General features: G+C 63.9%; 12 protein-coding genes. All 12 read right to left on the minus strand.

Annotated elements, in window-relative coordinates; genetic code table 11:
- Positions 1-45: 45 nt before the first annotated feature.
- Positions 46-957 carry a malonate decarboxylase subunit epsilon gene (gene mdcH, locus J1D76_RS05880; protein ID WP_421137461.1) on the minus strand — a complete coding sequence of 304 codons (912 nt, stop codon included), beginning with the start codon at positions 955-957 and terminating at the stop codon, positions 46-48.
- A complete protein-coding gene (locus J1D76_RS05885; RefSeq protein ID WP_421137462.1) occupies positions 954-1,574 on the minus strand; it encodes a malonate decarboxylase holo-ACP synthase in 621 nt (206 codons plus the stop codon). Before J1D76_RS05885 ends, mdcH begins: the two co-directional genes overlap by 4 nt.
- Complete coding sequence (mdcE, locus tag J1D76_RS05890) at positions 1,568-2,371, minus strand: biotin-independent malonate decarboxylase subunit gamma (protein ID WP_421137463.1); 804 nt, start codon at positions 2,369-2,371, stop codon at positions 1,568-1,570. Before mdcE ends, J1D76_RS05885 begins: the two co-directional genes overlap by 7 nt.
- Positions 2,368-3,219, minus strand: a complete 852-nt coding sequence (locus J1D76_RS05895) for a biotin-independent malonate decarboxylase subunit beta (protein ID WP_421137464.1) — start codon at positions 3,217-3,219, stop codon at positions 2,368-2,370. Before J1D76_RS05895 ends, mdcE begins: the two co-directional genes overlap by 4 nt.
- Positions 3,212-3,511 (minus strand): malonate decarboxylase subunit delta, encoded by a 300-nt coding sequence (locus tag J1D76_RS05900; protein ID WP_421137465.1) that lies wholly within the window; start codon positions 3,509-3,511, stop codon positions 3,212-3,214. The genes J1D76_RS05895 and J1D76_RS05900 overlap by 8 nt, the downstream gene beginning before the upstream one ends.
- Positions 3,511-4,383, minus strand: coding sequence for a triphosphoribosyl-dephospho-CoA synthase (locus J1D76_RS05905; protein WP_421137466.1), 873 nt, complete (start codon positions 4,381-4,383; stop codon positions 3,511-3,513). Before J1D76_RS05905 ends, J1D76_RS05900 begins: the two co-directional genes overlap by 1 nt.
- Complete coding sequence (gene mdcA / locus J1D76_RS05910) at positions 4,383-6,053, minus strand: malonate decarboxylase subunit alpha (protein WP_421137467.1); 1,671 nt, start codon at positions 6,051-6,053, stop codon at positions 4,383-4,385. Before mdcA ends, J1D76_RS05905 begins: the two co-directional genes overlap by 1 nt.
- A 221-nt stretch (positions 6,054-6,274) precedes the next feature.
- A complete protein-coding gene (locus J1D76_RS05915; RefSeq protein ID WP_421137468.1) occupies positions 6,275-6,736 on the minus strand; it encodes a chemotaxis protein CheW in 462 nt (153 codons plus the stop codon).
- Entirely contained in the window at positions 6,729-12,746 is a 6,018-nt protein-coding gene (locus J1D76_RS05920; protein WP_421137469.1) for an Hpt domain-containing protein, read from the minus strand. Before J1D76_RS05920 ends, J1D76_RS05915 begins: the two co-directional genes overlap by 8 nt.
- A 37-nt stretch (positions 12,747-12,783) precedes the next feature.
- Positions 12,784-14,844 (minus strand): methyl-accepting chemotaxis protein, encoded by a 2,061-nt coding sequence (locus J1D76_RS05925; protein ID WP_421137470.1) that lies wholly within the window; start codon positions 14,842-14,844, stop codon positions 12,784-12,786.
- 149 nt (positions 14,845-14,993) lie between these two features.
- Positions 14,994-15,533, minus strand: a complete 540-nt coding sequence (locus J1D76_RS05930; RefSeq protein WP_421137471.1) for a chemotaxis protein CheW — start codon at positions 15,531-15,533, stop codon at positions 14,994-14,996.
- A gap of 10 nt (positions 15,534-15,543) precedes the next feature.
- Positions 15,544-15,909 (minus strand): twitching motility response regulator PilH, encoded by a 366-nt coding sequence (gene pilH, locus J1D76_RS05935; RefSeq protein ID WP_008068134.1) that lies wholly within the window; start codon positions 15,907-15,909, stop codon positions 15,544-15,546.
- Between the last annotated feature and the right edge of the window lie 52 nt (positions 15,910-15,961).

Here is a 15,961-nt window from a genome sequence, read left to right on the forward strand (position 1 = left end):
GCATTTCGAATGTTGTTTTTGTTGTTCGAAGCCTGAGTCGGTGATTTAAGAGTGGCGGCTGCCCTCCTCACGCATCAGCGCCTGCAAGGTATCGATCCGAGCGCCGTCGAAAGCCATCACGGTGCCCTGCTCGAACACCCGGCGCGCCAGCCCGGTCAGCACCGCACCGGGCGGCAGTTCGATTTGTAGCCGTACGCCGCGCTCATAGGCGCTTTGAACCGTGCCTCGCCAATCGACGACGCGGCACATGTTGAAAGCCAGGTCGTCGCGCAAGGCTTCTGGTTTGAGCAGCGGACGTGCGCGGCTGCCACTCAGGTAGCCGATCTTCGGTGTCTGTATCGCTACGTTGGCGAAAGCGTCGGCGAGAGCGTGTGCAGGTGCCTCCAGCAACGGACAGTGCGAAGGCACGCTGACCGCCAGACGTTTCGCCAACCCGGCCCCGCACGCTTTTGCCAACTCGGCCACCGCTTGCATCGCCACATCGCTACCGGCAATCACCACTTGGTTATCGGCGTTGATGTTGGCCAGATAAACCGGCATTTCTGCGCAATGCACCTGCGCCAACAAAGACTCCACCGTGACCAGGTCCAGGCCGATGATTGCCGTCATGCCGTAGCCCTGTGGATAAGCCTGTTGCATCAACTCACCGCGCAAGCTGACCAGATGCAACGCATCGCTGAAGCTCAGGGCGCCAGCCACCACCGCTGCCGGGTAGGCACCAATCGACAAGCCGGCCACGTAGTCCGGGGCCATCACCAACTGGCGTGCAGCGGCGACACCGGCAATCAACAGGCACAGTTGAACGGCCCTCGTCGACTGCAATGCCTCGGCAGAATCAAGCAACCTCACCGCTTCACCGAGCAAATCGCTCGCCTCGTCCAGCGTTTCCCCAGGCGAGCGCTGGAGCATGCCCGGCTGCTGCGCGCCTTGTCCCGGAAACACCAGCAAGCTGCTCACGCTGCTTGCTCCCGCGGGTCCCACGGATCCGTCACCAGGCAAGCTTCGACGGCATTTTTCAGCAACACGCGATGCGAACTGCCCGCCCACTCGCGCAAGGCAACCGCGCCCAGCGGTGTCTGCAATTGCATGTCCACCGCGCAAGGCGCCGCATCGAGCATCGCCACCAGTTCTCGCGCCTGCTCACGCGCCAGAAGCTGTGGCGTGCGCAGAATCAGGTCCAGGTCGCTGCCCTCATGCAGCGCGGCAAAGCCGCTGGCCAGTTCAAACCCGGCGCTGCCGCTGACCCCCCAGGTCCAGCCACCCGCATCGAGGACGGGGCGCAATTGAGCCAAGGCAGCCAGTGCCGGCAGATCGCGGGCGCTGTCGACATGGCAGAGTTCTTCCGGCGCGACGCGGCGGGAAATCGCTGCGATCGCCATCGAGGTCGCGAAGCGTTGCTCACGCAAACGACCCCGCACACCGACGGCGATCCGATCCGGCGCCGACACCGCGCGCCGTACCACCACCGGCTGCCCGGCGTCGAGCGACTCGACCGCCCAGGCAGGCGCATCCGCCGGCAGCTGCTGCGCGGTCATGCCCCACAGCAGGTCGTGGGCCAGCAGCCTATTCACCACTGCGCTCTCAGCAATTGGCGAACCTGGCTCGACGCCGCACGATTGCCGGCACCGAGGCGGCCGCTCAGATCACGAGCACCGGCGCCGACATCGGCGATCGCCTGAGCCAGGCACTCGGTCACCCGCGCCTGGTCCGCTGCTGTTGGCTGCTCGATCTGCTCCACCGACAAGGTTTCCCAGAGCAAGCCAAGGCTGGCATAGCTGTCGATGTCATAGGCCATCGGCGGCACGCTGGCCGCCAGGGCTTCGAGTTCTTCGACGCTGCGCAAGGTCACCCGCGCCGCCGAGGCCTTGCCCATGGCGTGCACCATCACCCCCGGATCGCGCAGGGCGATCAAGCGGTTGGACTGATAACCGTGGGCCAGAAACGCCCCGGACATCGCCTTGCCCACCAGTAAACCGATCACCGCATGACCGGCCAGGCGAGCACGAGCATAACTGTCCGCCGCCGCGGCCAGCGCCTGATGAATGCCGAGGGCTTCTTCGCGCCGGCCGTAAGCCTGGCTCGGCACGTCGACAATGGCGATCAACGCGCGCTTGTGCGCGTTGTCGGCATCGGCAGCGATCACCTCATCCACCGCTTTCGCCAGGCCCCAGCCTTCGAGCAGGCCGACCTCGCCATTGCGGGCACGGACAAAGCGGTTGTCCGGATCGGCCACCACTGCAATGAAACGCACCGGCTGGTCGCCCAGCACGCCATCGGCGACCTTCAGCGATGCGGGCAAACCTCCGACCGTTTTCGCCCCGGCACTCAAGGCGTTGAACCAGTGCAAGCCGCGCAGGGAATAGGCACTCATGGTCGTTCTCCTTGATACAGGTCGCGAACCACCGACGGCTCGATTTGCGGTTCGGCGTTCAGCCGGGCCAAGCGTTGCAGGAACACATCGACCTGACGGCTGCGCGGTTGTGCCGGCAAACCTTGCCCGAACAATTCGCCGACTTGCTGGCGAATCTGCGCCACGTCGTCGGCAACATAGCGATCCACCAGGCCACTGGCGAAACGCTGCTCGCCACCGGTCAGGCTCCAGATGAAGGGCCGGTCGCGGGAGTCGTATTCCTCAAGCCCGGCCTCCTGTTCGATCACCTGCGGGCCGTTCAGGCCGAGGCGCGCTTCCTGGGTCACCAACAGATAGCTGCACAAGCCGGCGGCAATCGACATGCCGCCAAAGCAACCGACGCTGCCCGCCACCACACCGACCACGGGTTGGTACTGCTGCAAATCGACAATCGCGGCGTGGATGTCGGCAATCGCCGCCAGGCCGAGGTTGGCTTCCTGCAGGCGCACGCCACCGGTTTCCAGCAGCAGCATGGCGCGGGTCGGGATGCCGTTGCGGTTGTCCTCGGCGGCCAGTTCCAGTGCACCGGCAATCTTTGCCCCGCCGACTTCACCAAGGCTGCCACCCTGGAATGCGCCTTCGATGGCCGCGATCACCACCGGCAACCCATCGAGGCTGCCCTTGGCGATCACCACGCCGTCGTCGGCTTGCGGCACCACGCCCTGACGCGAGAGCCACGGTGACATGATTCGTTGAAACGGGTCGAGCAACTCGCGAAAGGTGCCGGCGTCGAGCAAGGCCTTGGCCCGCTGCCGGGCACCGAGTTCGACGAAGCTGTGTTTGTTGAGCAAGGCTGCGCTATCAGTCATGGCCGATCTCCTCGAAGCCTTGTTCCAGGCGCAGGCGCACCACGCCGGGGGTGGCGCCGAAATCGTGGATGTCGATGGCCATGGCCGGGGGTGTTTGCCCGTCGAACATGCGTGCGAACAGATGCTGCCAGCGCTGTTCACTGCCGTTGACCGAGGTCTGCACGTTGATCGTCAGCTTGCCGGCCTTACCTGGCTCGATCAGCACTTCCAGGTCGCCTGAGCCGACACAGCCGACCAGGGTGCGTCCGCGTGGCGGCTGCCCGGCGGGGAATTCAAACGATAAGGTTTCCATCAAAAGGCTCCCTGAAGGATGCCGTCGCGCTCGATACGGTCGAGCAACAGGGTGGCGGCGAGCAAGTCGGCGGCACCACCGGGCGAGGCATTCAAAGCGATGAGTTGTTGATCCAGTTCATGCAGGCGGCGACGGCCCGCGAGGCTGGCACTGCCGCCCGCGTCGAGCACCGCGCGGGCGCCGGATTGCATGGCGTGCAGGCCATGCTCACCGGCGCGGTACAACACGCAGGTGTCGGCCAGCCCGGTCATGATCGCCAGCAAGGCATCGAGCCGGGCGTTCTGCTCGCCATGGCCGGCAGCACGGCTGCGCAGCAGTTGCGGCAACCCGCGCTGGGTGACCGCCGGGAAACCGAACTGCGCTTCTTCACGGGCACCGCGAGCGCCGTAGCGCTGGGCGACTTGCGCGCCGTGGCTGAGCGGGCGCGGTGCAAAACAGTCGTCGAGCAAGGCCAACCGTGCTGCACGCAACGTCACGCTGTTGGCGTCGCAGGCTTTCGGTTCCAACGCAGCGGCGGTGACCAGCAAGCCCAAGGCCCAGATCGCCCCGCGATGGGTGTTCACGCCGGCCGTGGTGTCGAGCATTGACTGCTCGCCTTCGCGGCCGATCCGCCCCAGCGCCTCGCGCAACGGCAAGCCGACTTCGCCGAACTCAGTGGCGGCTTCCACCATTTCCTTGAACGCCGGCCACAAGCTCAGTGCCGAAGCGTGCATCAGCCCCAGGTGCAAATCGGTGTGGGCGCCATTGCCACGACGGTCGACCAGCGCCGGTTTCGGCGACAAGTCAGCCTCGTCGATCAGCGCGTCCACCGCCAGGTCCGCCAGCCGCTCGGCCAGGCTCAGGGTTTTTGGTTGCAGGTTGAGTGCGTGCATTACCAGCTCCTGAACTTGGCGGGCGGGTTGTAGAGGCCACCGGACCATTCCACCAGGTCGGCCACGCTTTTCGCCGCGAGCAGTTCCCGGGTGGCGTCAGTGCGGCGGATGCCGAGGTCTTCGGGCAAGGCGATCAGGCCTTCGCGGCGCATACGTGCGGTGTCTTTCGGGTTGTGGCGCAGGCCGATGGCAGTCACCCCGGCGACGGCGGCGATCATCGCCTGGCGTTCTTGCAGCGAGCGGGCCTTGTACAGGTAGGCGATGCCTTCTTCGGTCAACAGGTGGGTCACGTCGTCGCCGTAGACCATGATCGGCGCCAGCGGCATGCCGCTTTTCTTCGCCACCTCCACCGCATCGAGGGTTTCGACGAAGGTCGGTTTGCCGCCCTCCTGGAAGGTCTCGACCATCTGCACCACCAGTTTCTTGCCGCGTTCGAGCATCGGCTCGGCGACGTCAGTATTGCGCATGTCGAGCCAGGCCGGCGTGCCGTGGCGACGACCGCGCGGGTCGTGGCCCATGTTCGGTGCGCCGCCGAAACCGGCCAGGCGCCCACGGGTCACGGTGGAAGAATGACCGTCGCCATCGACCTGCAGCGTCGCGCCGATGAACAGGTCCACGGCGTATTGACCGGCCAGTTGGCTGAACATTCGATTGGAACGCAGGGAGCCATCGCGCCCGGTGAAGAACACGTCCGGGCGCGCCGCAATGTAGTTCTCCATGCCCAATTCGGTGCCGAAGCAATGCACGCTTTCGACCCAGCCGCTTTCAATCGCCGGGATCAGCGTCGGGTGCGGGTTGAGGGTCCAGTTGCGGCAGATCTTGCCTTTGAGGCCGAGGGATTCGCCGTAGGTCGGCAGGATCAATTCGATGGCGGCGGTGTTGAAACCGATACCGTGGTTGAGCGACTGCACGTTGTGTTTTTCGTAGATGCCACGGATCGCCATCATCGCCATCAACACGTGCACCGGCTTGATGTGCCGTGGGTCACGGGTGAACAGCGGTTCGATGTAGAACGGCTTGTCGGCCACCACCACGAAGTCGACCCAGGAGGCGGGAATATCGACGCGTGGCAGATCGCTGACGTCGTCGACCAACTGGTTGACCTGGACGATGACGATGCCGTCGCTGAACGCCGCGGGTTCGATCAGCGCCGGAGTGTCTTCGGTGCTGGGACCTGTGTAGATATTGCCGGCGCGGTCGGCCATGAACCCGGCCGAGAGCACGACGTTGGGAATCAGGTCCACCACCAGCCGGGCGTAGAGTTCGATGTAGGTGTGGATGGCGCCGATTTCCAGCAGGCCGTCTTCGAGCAACTGGCTGATGCGCAGGCTCTGGGTGCCGGCAAAGGAAAAATCGAGCTTGCGGGCGATGCCGCGTTCGAACAGGTCCAGGTGCTCGGCGCGGCCGACACTGGGCATGATCATGTGCAGGTCATGCAGCTTCGCGGGGTCAGCCTTGGCCAGGGAGCGCGAGAGGAAATCCGCCTGCTTCTGGTTGTTGCCTTCGAGCACCACGCGGTCGCCGGGCAGGATCAACGCTTCAAGCGCCGCGACAATGTTGTCGGTGGGCAGCACCACTCCGTCGGCCAGGCCCCGCACCAGCTCGAGACGCCGTTGCTTTTCGCTGCGCCGCCGCGTCCATCGCGAGTCGGGGGATATTGTTGTTGTCATGACCACTCCACGGGTTCGCTGTCGTGGGGGTCACCTTAGGAGGGTTGAGTGGGGGCATCAATCAACCAGAGAGGTGGATCGTTACGCTTAGGGTAATGGTTGCCCGGGCTGACGCCTTCGCTGGCAAGCCAGCTCCTACAGGGTTTTGTGTCCACCGCAGGCCCACTGTAGGAGCTGGCTTGCCAGCGAAGAGGCCAGCACCCTCAACACAAAAGCAGGGATCAATCGACCAATCCGGCATCCACCAACAACGCCTCCAACGCCAACAAATCCGGCACCTTGGCCACCTGTTCCCCCACTTGCACCGCCGCCTGCTCCAGCGCACACAACGGCACGTCGACATAGCTCAATTGACTGTCGAGCTTGCAGGACCGCGGAATCCCCTGCACCAGTACGGCGATGAATTTCAGTTCGGGACGCCCGCCCAGGGCATTGAGGATGACGATCCGCGCACGCTCGCCGATGACGATTTTCTGCCCGCAGGCCGATTCGAAACTCAGCAGCGGAATCTGCCGGTCGCGCCATGTCACCAGGCCCAGGTACCACGGTGGCGTGTCGAGGTCGAAGGTCCCCGGTGGCTGGTAATCGATCAACTCGGCCACGGCGACGTTGGGCAGGATCAGGTTGCGGTCGGCCAACGGCAACAGCAGGCCAGTGAGGTTGCTGGTGCGGTGTTCAAGCATGGATCTTGCTCCACAAGGCGATGCTTTCGAGCAGCACCGATTCCTGGTACGGCTTGCCGAGGTAGTCGTTGACGCCGATGGCCATGGCGCGGTCGCGGTGTTTCTGCCCGGTGCGCGAGGTGATCATGATGATCGGCAGGTGTTGCAGGCGTTCATCGTTGCGCACCTGGGTCGCGACTTCGAAGCCGTCCATGCGCGGCATCTCGATGTCCAGCAGCATCAGGTCGGGTACGTGCTCTTCGAGCAGCAGCATGGCATCGACCCCGTCTTTGGCGGTCAGCACGTTCATGCCGTGGCGTTCGAGCAAACGGCTGGTGACCTTGCGCACGGTGACCGAGTCGTCGACTACCATCACCAGCAGCGGGCGCTGCGGCTCGGCCTCGACCTCTTGCCCCGCCGGACGCTGCGGCACACGGGCCTGCATGGCACGGATCGGCGCCAGCAAATCGACAATCAGCACCACCCGGCCATCGCCGAGAATCGTCGCCCCGGACACCCCCTGCACCGCCGCGAATTGAGGCCCGAGGCTCTTGACCACGATCTCGCGGGTGCCGGCCATCGCATCCACTTGCACCGCGATGTGCCGCTCGTTGCATTGCACCAGCAACACCGGCAACGGCAGGCTCTGGCCCAACAGTTTCGGACGTGGACTGGTTTTCAGCAGCTCACCCAGATAGCACAACTCGTAACATTGCCCGGCGTATTCGTACGTCGGCGGATCGAGACGGTAATGCCCTTCCAGCTCGTTGGGCAGCACGCGGACGATGCCGTCGATGGTATTGAGCGGGATCGCGTATTGGTCTTCACCGCAATGCACCATCAGCGCCCGGTTGACCGACACGGTAAACGGCAAGCGGATGCGAAAGTGCACGCCCTGCCCCGGCACCGAGTCGATGCTCATGGTGCCGCCCAGTTGCCGCACCTCTTCATGCACCACGTCCATGCCGACGCCGCGCCCGGAAATCTGGGTGACTTTCTCGGCGGTGGAAAAGCCCGGTTGCAAGATGAACTGCAACACGTCGTGATCGCTGATGATGCTGTCCGCGGCGAGCAAACCACGCTTGATCGCCTTGCGCCGCACCGCCTCCAGCGGCACACCGGCGCCGTCATCGCGGATGTCGAAAATAATGTCGCCGCCCTCGCGCAGCAGGTCGAGGGTGATCTTGCCCTTGGCCGGTTTTCCCGCTGCCAGTCGCGCCTCAACCGACTCCAGACCATGGTCGACGGCGTTGCGCAGCATGTGTTCGAGCGGCGCGGCCATGCGTTCGAGAACGTTGCGATCCATCTCGCCTTCGGCGTTGTCGACGATGAAATCCACGTCCTTGCCCAGCTCGCTGGACACCTGGCGAACGATGCGCTGCAAACGCGGGAGCATGCGTTCGAACGGCACCATGCGCGTGCGCATCAGGCCTTCTTGCAACTCGGTGTTGATGCGGCCCTGCTGCTGCAGCAGGTTTTGCGCATCGAGGTTGCGCCGGTCGAGGGTTTCCTTGAGGTCGAGCAAGTCGGAAGCCGATTCGAACAAGGCCCGGGACAGTTGCTGCAACTGTGAATGGCGATCCATTTCCAGCGGGTCGAATTCCTCGTAGCCGAGGCGTTCGGCATCGACTTGCTGCCGGCTGAGAATCCGCCCCTGGGTTTCGGTGTCGAGGCGACGCAACTGGTCGCGCATCCGCTCGATGGTGGTTTCCATCTCGCTCAGGGCCGTGTGCGCATCGTTGACCTGTTGTTCGATACGGCCACGGAAAATCGAGGTTTCGCCCGCCAGGTTGACCAGGTCGTCAAGCAACTCCGCCGAGACCTTGACCATGTCGGCGCCGGCCTCGGGCGCCGGCGCCAACGGTTCGGCCTTGATCGTGGGCGGTGCGGCGACCGGCGCGGGCGCCTCAGGTACGCCCGGGTGGCTGAAGTTCTTGATCGCATCGATCAAACGGTCGGCCGGTGGCATCGGCTCGCCGGCGCGGGCCGCGTCGAGCATCTGCGCCAGCCGGTCGTGGCTGCGTTGCAACAATTCGAACAACGGCGGTGTCGGTTGCAACACGCCGGCGGACAGGCCTTCGTAGAGGAATTCCAGTTCATGGGCCAGATCGCCAATCGCGGCGATTTCCACCATGCGCGCCCCGCCCTTGAGGGTGTGCAGGTCACGCAGGAGGGTTTCCACTTCCTGGCGATTCGACGGCTGCGCCTGCCAGCGCTCCAGCGCGGCGCCGGAGCTTTCGATGATGTCGAAGCCCTCCTCGAGGAAGATCTCGAGCAATTCCGGATCATGCCCCGCCGAGCCATTGTCGGTGCCTGGTTGGACAGCCTCGGCGATGCCCGCATGACCTTGGCGGTACGCACGAATCGCCTCGATCAGCTCATTGGCATCGTCCAGTGGCTGCTTGCGTTGCAATTGTTCGAGGTACAACGCCAGCCGCTCATGGCTTTGTTGCAGCAGCAACGCCAGTGGTTCACTGAACGCGTAGCGACGGTCCACCAGGCCCTGGTAAAGGATTTCCAGTTCATGGGCCAGGTCGCCGACCGGCCCCACTTCGGCCATCCGCGCACCGCCCTTGAGGGTGTGCAAATCCCGTTGCAGCGACGACAGCGGTGCGGCGTTGTCCGAATCGCGCATCCAGCGCTGCAAGGCCTGGCCGGCGCTTTCGAGGATATCCACCGCCTCTTCGAGGAAGATCGCGACGATCTCATCGTCCACGCCGACGACACGACTCTCTGTAGGAGCTGGCTTGCCAGCGATGGGCTCACCGGCGCCGCGTTTATCCAATGACAACGCGTCATCGTTAGCGTCCATCGCGAGCGGGCTCGCTCCTACAGGGGGTAGCGTGTGCGCTAGTTCGACGGTGGCGGCGCCCAGCTCGTGGATGCTCAGGGTGCGGCTGCCATCGCTGCGGATCAGGCCCATGGCCGACGGGTCGAGGCCCTCATCGAGCAGTTCGCGCAAGGCCCTGATCCGTTGCGGTTGCGGGCTGACTTCCTGGCCGGCGGCCAGTTCGTCGAGCATGTTGATCAGTGCTTCGTGGGCGCCCTGCGCCTCGTGGAAAAACCGCTCGCTGACCGCCAGGCTGCTTTCCTCCACGGCACCATAAAGATCGAGCAACGCCTCGCACAGTTCATCCACCGGGTGCAGGTCGGCCAGGTGTGCGCCTTCGCCGAGGGTGGTCAATTCGTCCAGCAGCGCACTGAGTTCCTGGCGTTCGCCAGGATGCTGCTGCCAACGCTGCAACAGGCTTTCGGCGTCCAGCAGGATGTCCATGCCCTGGGCGAGGAAGTTGTTGATCAGTTGCGGGTCGCGCTTGATGCGCAGCCCGGTATTCGGGGTGCTCAGCAGATGTTCCAGGCGTTCGGCCAGCAGCGCCTTGGCGCGTTCGATCAAAGCCAGCGCGCCGGGAATCTCGGCCAGCGGATCGCGCTTGAGCTGGCGCAAGCCGAGACGGAACAACCCCTCGGCCTCCAGCAGCAATTCGACTTCGTCCAGATCCAGTGCGATCAGGTGCGCCTTGTATTCCCGGGCCAGCTGATCCAGTGGCGCCGCCAGTTCGGCAATCGGCAACACGCCGGCCATGGAGGCACTGCCCTTGAGCGTATGCAGGGCACGCTGCAACTCGTCGCTGGCCTGCAACGGTACATGTTCAGCGGCCTGATCGAGAAAACGATTGAGACTGCCCAAATGGGTTTGCGCCTCTTTGCGGAAGATCTCCAGCAACAGCGGGTCGAGGGCCGAGACATCCCGCGTGTCCTCATCCGACACCGGCTCATCGCCCTTGGCCAAAGCATGGGCGCGGGCGGCCAACAGGTCGACATCGTTACGCTGACGCTGGGCATTGGCGGCGTATTCCGCCACCAGTTCGGGCAACAGGTGCAGCACGTCGCCGATCAGTTGCTGCACCGTGGCGCCCGGTTCCACGCTGTTTTCCAGGACGCGGTTGAGCAAGTTCTCCACGGCCCAGGCCAGCTCGCCCAGCACCAGGGCGCGCACCATGCGGCCACTGCCCTTGAGCGTGTGGAAGGCGCGACGCAGTTCACTCAGGGCCGATTGGTTGTCGGGGTTGATCGACCAGCGCGGCAAATACTCGCGCAGGATTTCCAGGACTTCGTCGGTCTCCTCAAGGAACACTTCGCGCAGTTCTTCATCCACCGGCTCTTCGCCAGTGGGCGGCGGCAACAGGCTACCGGGGGTGTTCAGCGCTGGCGGGTTCAGGGCCGAAACCGGGCTGGCCAACACATCGGCCAAGGTCTGGACGATCTGCGGATCATCCAGTTCCTGCATCAACTGCATGACCTGCGCTTCGTTCGGGCTCAGCACGTCCTCCAGCACCGGGACGTGTTGTTCGCTGGGGAAAAAACCCAGGGCCGCGAGGCTTTTTTCCGCGACGTCGAGCAGGTTTTCGCCCGGGGCCTCGGGGTCGTCGCTCAGGCGTTCAAGGTAATACTCGATGCTGGTGATCGCGTCGGCCAGGTTGTCGAGTTCCTGCCAGCCCGGTTGACCGGGTTCGAGCAACAGGTGCTCGCGGATGAAATGGTTGCAGGTCTCGACCAGGCTCGCCGCCCGGCCCAGCGGAATCATCGCCAGTGCACCGCGCACCTGGGTCAGCAAGGCCGGGAGTGCCTGCAAGTGCTGGCGGTCCCAGTCGGCGTCGATGTAGTCGACGATCATGTCCTTGGCCTGCTGCAAGCAGATGCGCGTTTCCTTGATCACGATCTGATGGATCTGCGTCAGGTCGGTGGTCGGCAGGCGGCTGTCTTCCTGGCTTTCCGGCTCGACGGTGCCGACCATCCCGGCCAGCGTCGCTTCGACGTACAGCAGGGCGCCGGCGACATCCATCAGGATCGCGTCGTTGGGTTCGCGCTGGCCCTGGGCGAGGCTGAGCACCACCGCCAGTTGGTCGATGATCACCTTGCGCGGCTGACCAAAACCCAGCACTGCCAGGGTGTCGGCGATTTGCCGCAGCGGCGCCAGCAGGCTGTCGAGGTCGGAGGTGTGTTGGCGATCGCTGCGCACGAACAGGTCCAGGCGTTCCTTGACCCGCACCAGTTCTTCGCACAGCGCCGCCAGTACCGAACGCATCGCGTCACGGTCAGGGCCGGCCAGCCGCGCACGTTCTTCATCGACCATCGCGCTGTCGGGCAACGCGTCGTCCAGTGAGTAGCGGTCTTTCATGGTCAGCATCTGCCCCGTGGGATGTTCGGCCTTGGCCATGTAGAACAGCAAACTCTTGAGCAGCTCCGGCGGTGCCGGTTGATTGATGCCGGGCATGCCCTGTTCGAGCAGGCGCTTGAGTTCCTTGTCGGCGTCCTTGAACAGACTGCGCAGCGCCGGGCTGTTGGCAATCGCGCCGCCCTGCATGCCTTCGACCAGCGCCGAGGCCACTTGCCACAACGGGCTCAAGGGCGCGTCGCCACACAGGGCTTCGAGGCGGGCGAAGACCTTGGCCAGGTAATCGAGGTTAGTGTCGCTGTCCTGTTCACGCAGGAACCCGACCAGCGCCATTTGCAGCATTTGCCGCAACTTGCGCAGCACATTCGGCAGTTCGGGTGGTTCCAGTTGCGCCAGGGTGGCGTCGTCCAGCGCTGGCAACACGGGTAGCTGAGGGCTGAACAGGCTGGTTTCCGAGAGCAGGCTTTCGCCACGGGCACTGCGCAGGTCATTGATCAGCGGCAACACCACCAACGGCAAATCACGGCGCGCGCCTTGCACCCGGTCGAGGTAGATCGGCAACTGCCCGAGGGCCTGCAGCAACAGGTGCAACGCTTCGTCGCGATGGCTGACACGGTTGTCTTGCAAGGCCAGGACCAGCTGTTCCATCTCCTCGGCGAGCAACGCCGCGCCGTAGAACTCGACCATCTGCAAACTGCCGTGGACCTGATGGATGCACGACAGGCACACGTCCAGCGCCTGCGTTGCCTGCGGGTCATCGAGCAGGTTTTCAATGGCGTGATGCGCCTGTTTCAGCGTTTCGGCAATTTCGCCCTTGACCCATTCGAGGGCCACGTAGTCGTGCCGATCACCCATAACCACTCCAGTTACCATTCATACACCTGTGGGCGGTTCAAGCCTTGTCCACAACCTGTGCCTTGGCGGCCGGCAAGGTGAAACCGGACACCGAGCGCCGCAACTGACTGGCCATTTTCGCCAGGTTACCGATGCTCTCGGCGGTGGCGGTGGAACCCGACGACGTCTGCGAGGTGATCTGCTGGATCACGTTCATCGTCAGGGAAATCTGCCCCGCCGACGAGGTCTGTTGCTGCGCTGCATTGGAAATGCTCTGGATCAGCGCCGCGAGGGTCTTGGAGACACCCTCGATTTCTTCCAGGGCCACACCGGCATCCTGCGCCAGGCGGGCGCCGCGCACCACTTCGGTGGTCGTCTGCTCCATGGAGATGACCGCTTCGTTGGTGTCGGTCTGGATCGCCCGCACCAGGGTTTCGATCTGTCGGGTGGCGGCGGAAGAACGCTCGGCCAGGCGCTGCACTTCATCGGCGACTACGGCGAAACCGCGACCGGCATCACCGGCCATGGACGCCTGGATCGCAGCATTGAGGGCGAGGATGTTGGTCTGGTCGGCGATGTCATCGATCAGGCTGACGATGTCGCCGATTTCCTGGGACGACTCACCCAAACGCTTGATGCGCTTGGCGGTGTCCTGGATCTGCTCGCGAATGTTGTCCATACCGTGGATGGTGTTGTGCACCACCTCGTTACCCTTGTTGGCGATTTCCACCGAACGCTCGGCCACCGCCGACGATTCTGCCGCGTTGGCCGAGACCTGGTCGATGGATTCGGCCATGTCGTTGATCGCCGTGGACGCTTCGCAAATCTGCTGGGCCTGATGCTCGGAGGCCTGGGCCAGGTGCATGGCCGTGGCCTGGGTTTCCTGCACGGCAGCGGCGACCTGGCCGGCGGTGAGGTTGATGGTCGCGACCAGGTCGCGCAGTTGGTCGACGGAGTAGTTGATCGAGTCGGCGATGGTGCCGGTGAAGTCTTCGGTCACCGAGGCAGTCACGGTCAGGTCGCCGTCGGCCAGGTCCTCGATTTCGTCGAGCAGGCGCATGATCGCGTTCTGGTTGCGTTCGTTTTTCTCGGCGGTTTCGCGTAACTGGCGATTGGTTTCGCGCACCATCACCATGCCGATCAGGATGATCGAGGCCAGCGCCAGCAAGCCCAGCACATAACCGCCAATGGTGTCGGTGGAACGACTGCCGACCAGGTTCTCGAAACCGTTGGCCAGGTGCGAGGCTTCGTCGAGCAGGGTTTGCGACAGGTTGAAGATGTTCGAGGCCGACTCGCGGACCTTGAACAGCTCCGGCGAGGTTTCGAGGATCTCGTCCACCGAGCCCGACACGAACTCGAACAGTTCGGAAATTTCCGCGAGACGCGCCCGAGCGTCGTGGTCTTCGACCTGGCTGACCTTGAGCGCCGCGTCGCCCTGGAGCATGCCGTTGAGCACCTTGCCGAACTGCGTGGCGTCACGTCCGAAGGCATCGGCGGCCTGCTGCGAATTTTCGTCGCCGGCCAATACCGTGTTGACCGCGCCGAGGATCCGCTCGGCCAGCAGCGATTGACGCTGGGCCATCGCCACCTGGGCCGCCGGAGCGCCGCGTTGCAGAAGGATCTCGACGACTTTTTCGTACTCGACTTGCAACTGCGGTACGGTTTCGGCCAGGGTCGCGGCCACCTGATGGAGCGACAGCACGGTTTGCTCGCTGGAGAGAATCGCGTCGGTGTTTTTCAGCAGGCGTTCCCAGTCCTGCTGCACAGCGTGCATTTCCGGGCGCACGGTGGCGGGCGCCGGTGGCAGGCCGGTGGCCGGGTCACCTTTTTTCAGGTAGCCCCAGCGCAAGGCAAAGTCGTTGCGCGCATCGCTGAGCAACTTGAACGCGGCGGCCTTGCCGGCAGCGGCTTCGGTGGCGTTCTTGGCAATGCGCTGGGACAGCACGCGCAATTCGCCCGCGTGGCCGATGTACTGTTTGTCGTAGGTCGCCTGGGTGTTGAGGTACGCGAAGTTGGCAAACAGCAGCATGATGAAGACAATCAGCGCGATGAACAGCACGATGATCTGCGACCGGCTGCGCGACCCTTCCATTGGCTTGCCTGTTTTTGCTTTTATCATCGGTCCTCGCCTGTTAACCAACACCCTGTTCAGTCTGCCTGAAAACCCTGTAGGAGCGAGCCTGCTCGCGATGAGGCCGTATCAGTCGACATCAATATCGCCTGACCCACCGCTATCGCGAGCAGGCTCGCTCCTACAAGGGTCCGCGGTTACACAGCGACGTTCATGAACCCCTGGGACTGCGCCAACGCAAACGGGCTGAACACCTGCCAGCACTGCTCGCGCTGGAACTGGCCGGTGACGAACGCCGCCACCGGCCCGTGCAACAGGTCTACCGCCACGGGCTCGAGGCTGTCCTGTGCAAAGTGCTGGAGGCCGAAGACTTCATCGACCAGCAACCCGGCAAATACCTCTTCATGCTCGACCACCAACACCCGCCGCTGGCGGCGTACCGGCGAGAGCTCGTGCCCGAAGAAGCCGCACAGGTCCATCACCGGCAACAAGCGCCCGCGCAGGTTGGCGACGCCCTTGACCCAGGGCTTGACCCCCGGCAGCTGGGTAAACCGCGGCTCGTGCAAGACTTCGCTGACTTCGCTCATGGGCGCCACATACCAGTGCTCGCCCAAGCGAAAGCCGATGCCGCTCCAGCTGTCGTGCCGCACCGGTTGCGACGGCAAGTCCGCCGCCAGCAAGCGACAGCGCTGGTCGATGTGCAGCAGCAGCTCAAACGCCGTCAGCGACTCGTTCATGACCTGACGATCAACCGGCCAGCACGTTGTTGAGGGTCTTGATCAGTGTCTCTTCATCGACCGGCTTGGTCAGGTAATCCTTGGCGCCCTGGCGCGTGCCCCAGACCTTGTCGGTTTCCTGATCCTTGGTGGTGATGATGATCACCGGGATGTGCCCGGTTTCCGGGTCCTTGGTCAGCTGGCGGGTGGCCTGGAAGCCATTGAGGCCGGGCATGACGATGTCCATCAGGACCGCGTCGGGTTTTTCCTGGCGGGCCAGGGCTACACCGTCGGCGCCGTTTTCGGCTTTCAACACTTCATGACCGTGCTTTTCCAGCATGCCGGTCAGTTTGTACATTTCGGTCGGCGAATCATCGACGATCAGAATACGAGCCATGGTCTTCCCCATTCTTGTCGACGCCGGGCCCGATGGCCGAGCGTCACTGTGC

Origin of the sequence: Pseudomonas sp. NFX15, assembly GCF_049132105.1 — a bacterium.
Lineage (GTDB): Bacteria > Pseudomonadota > Gammaproteobacteria > Pseudomonadales > Pseudomonadaceae > Aquipseudomonas.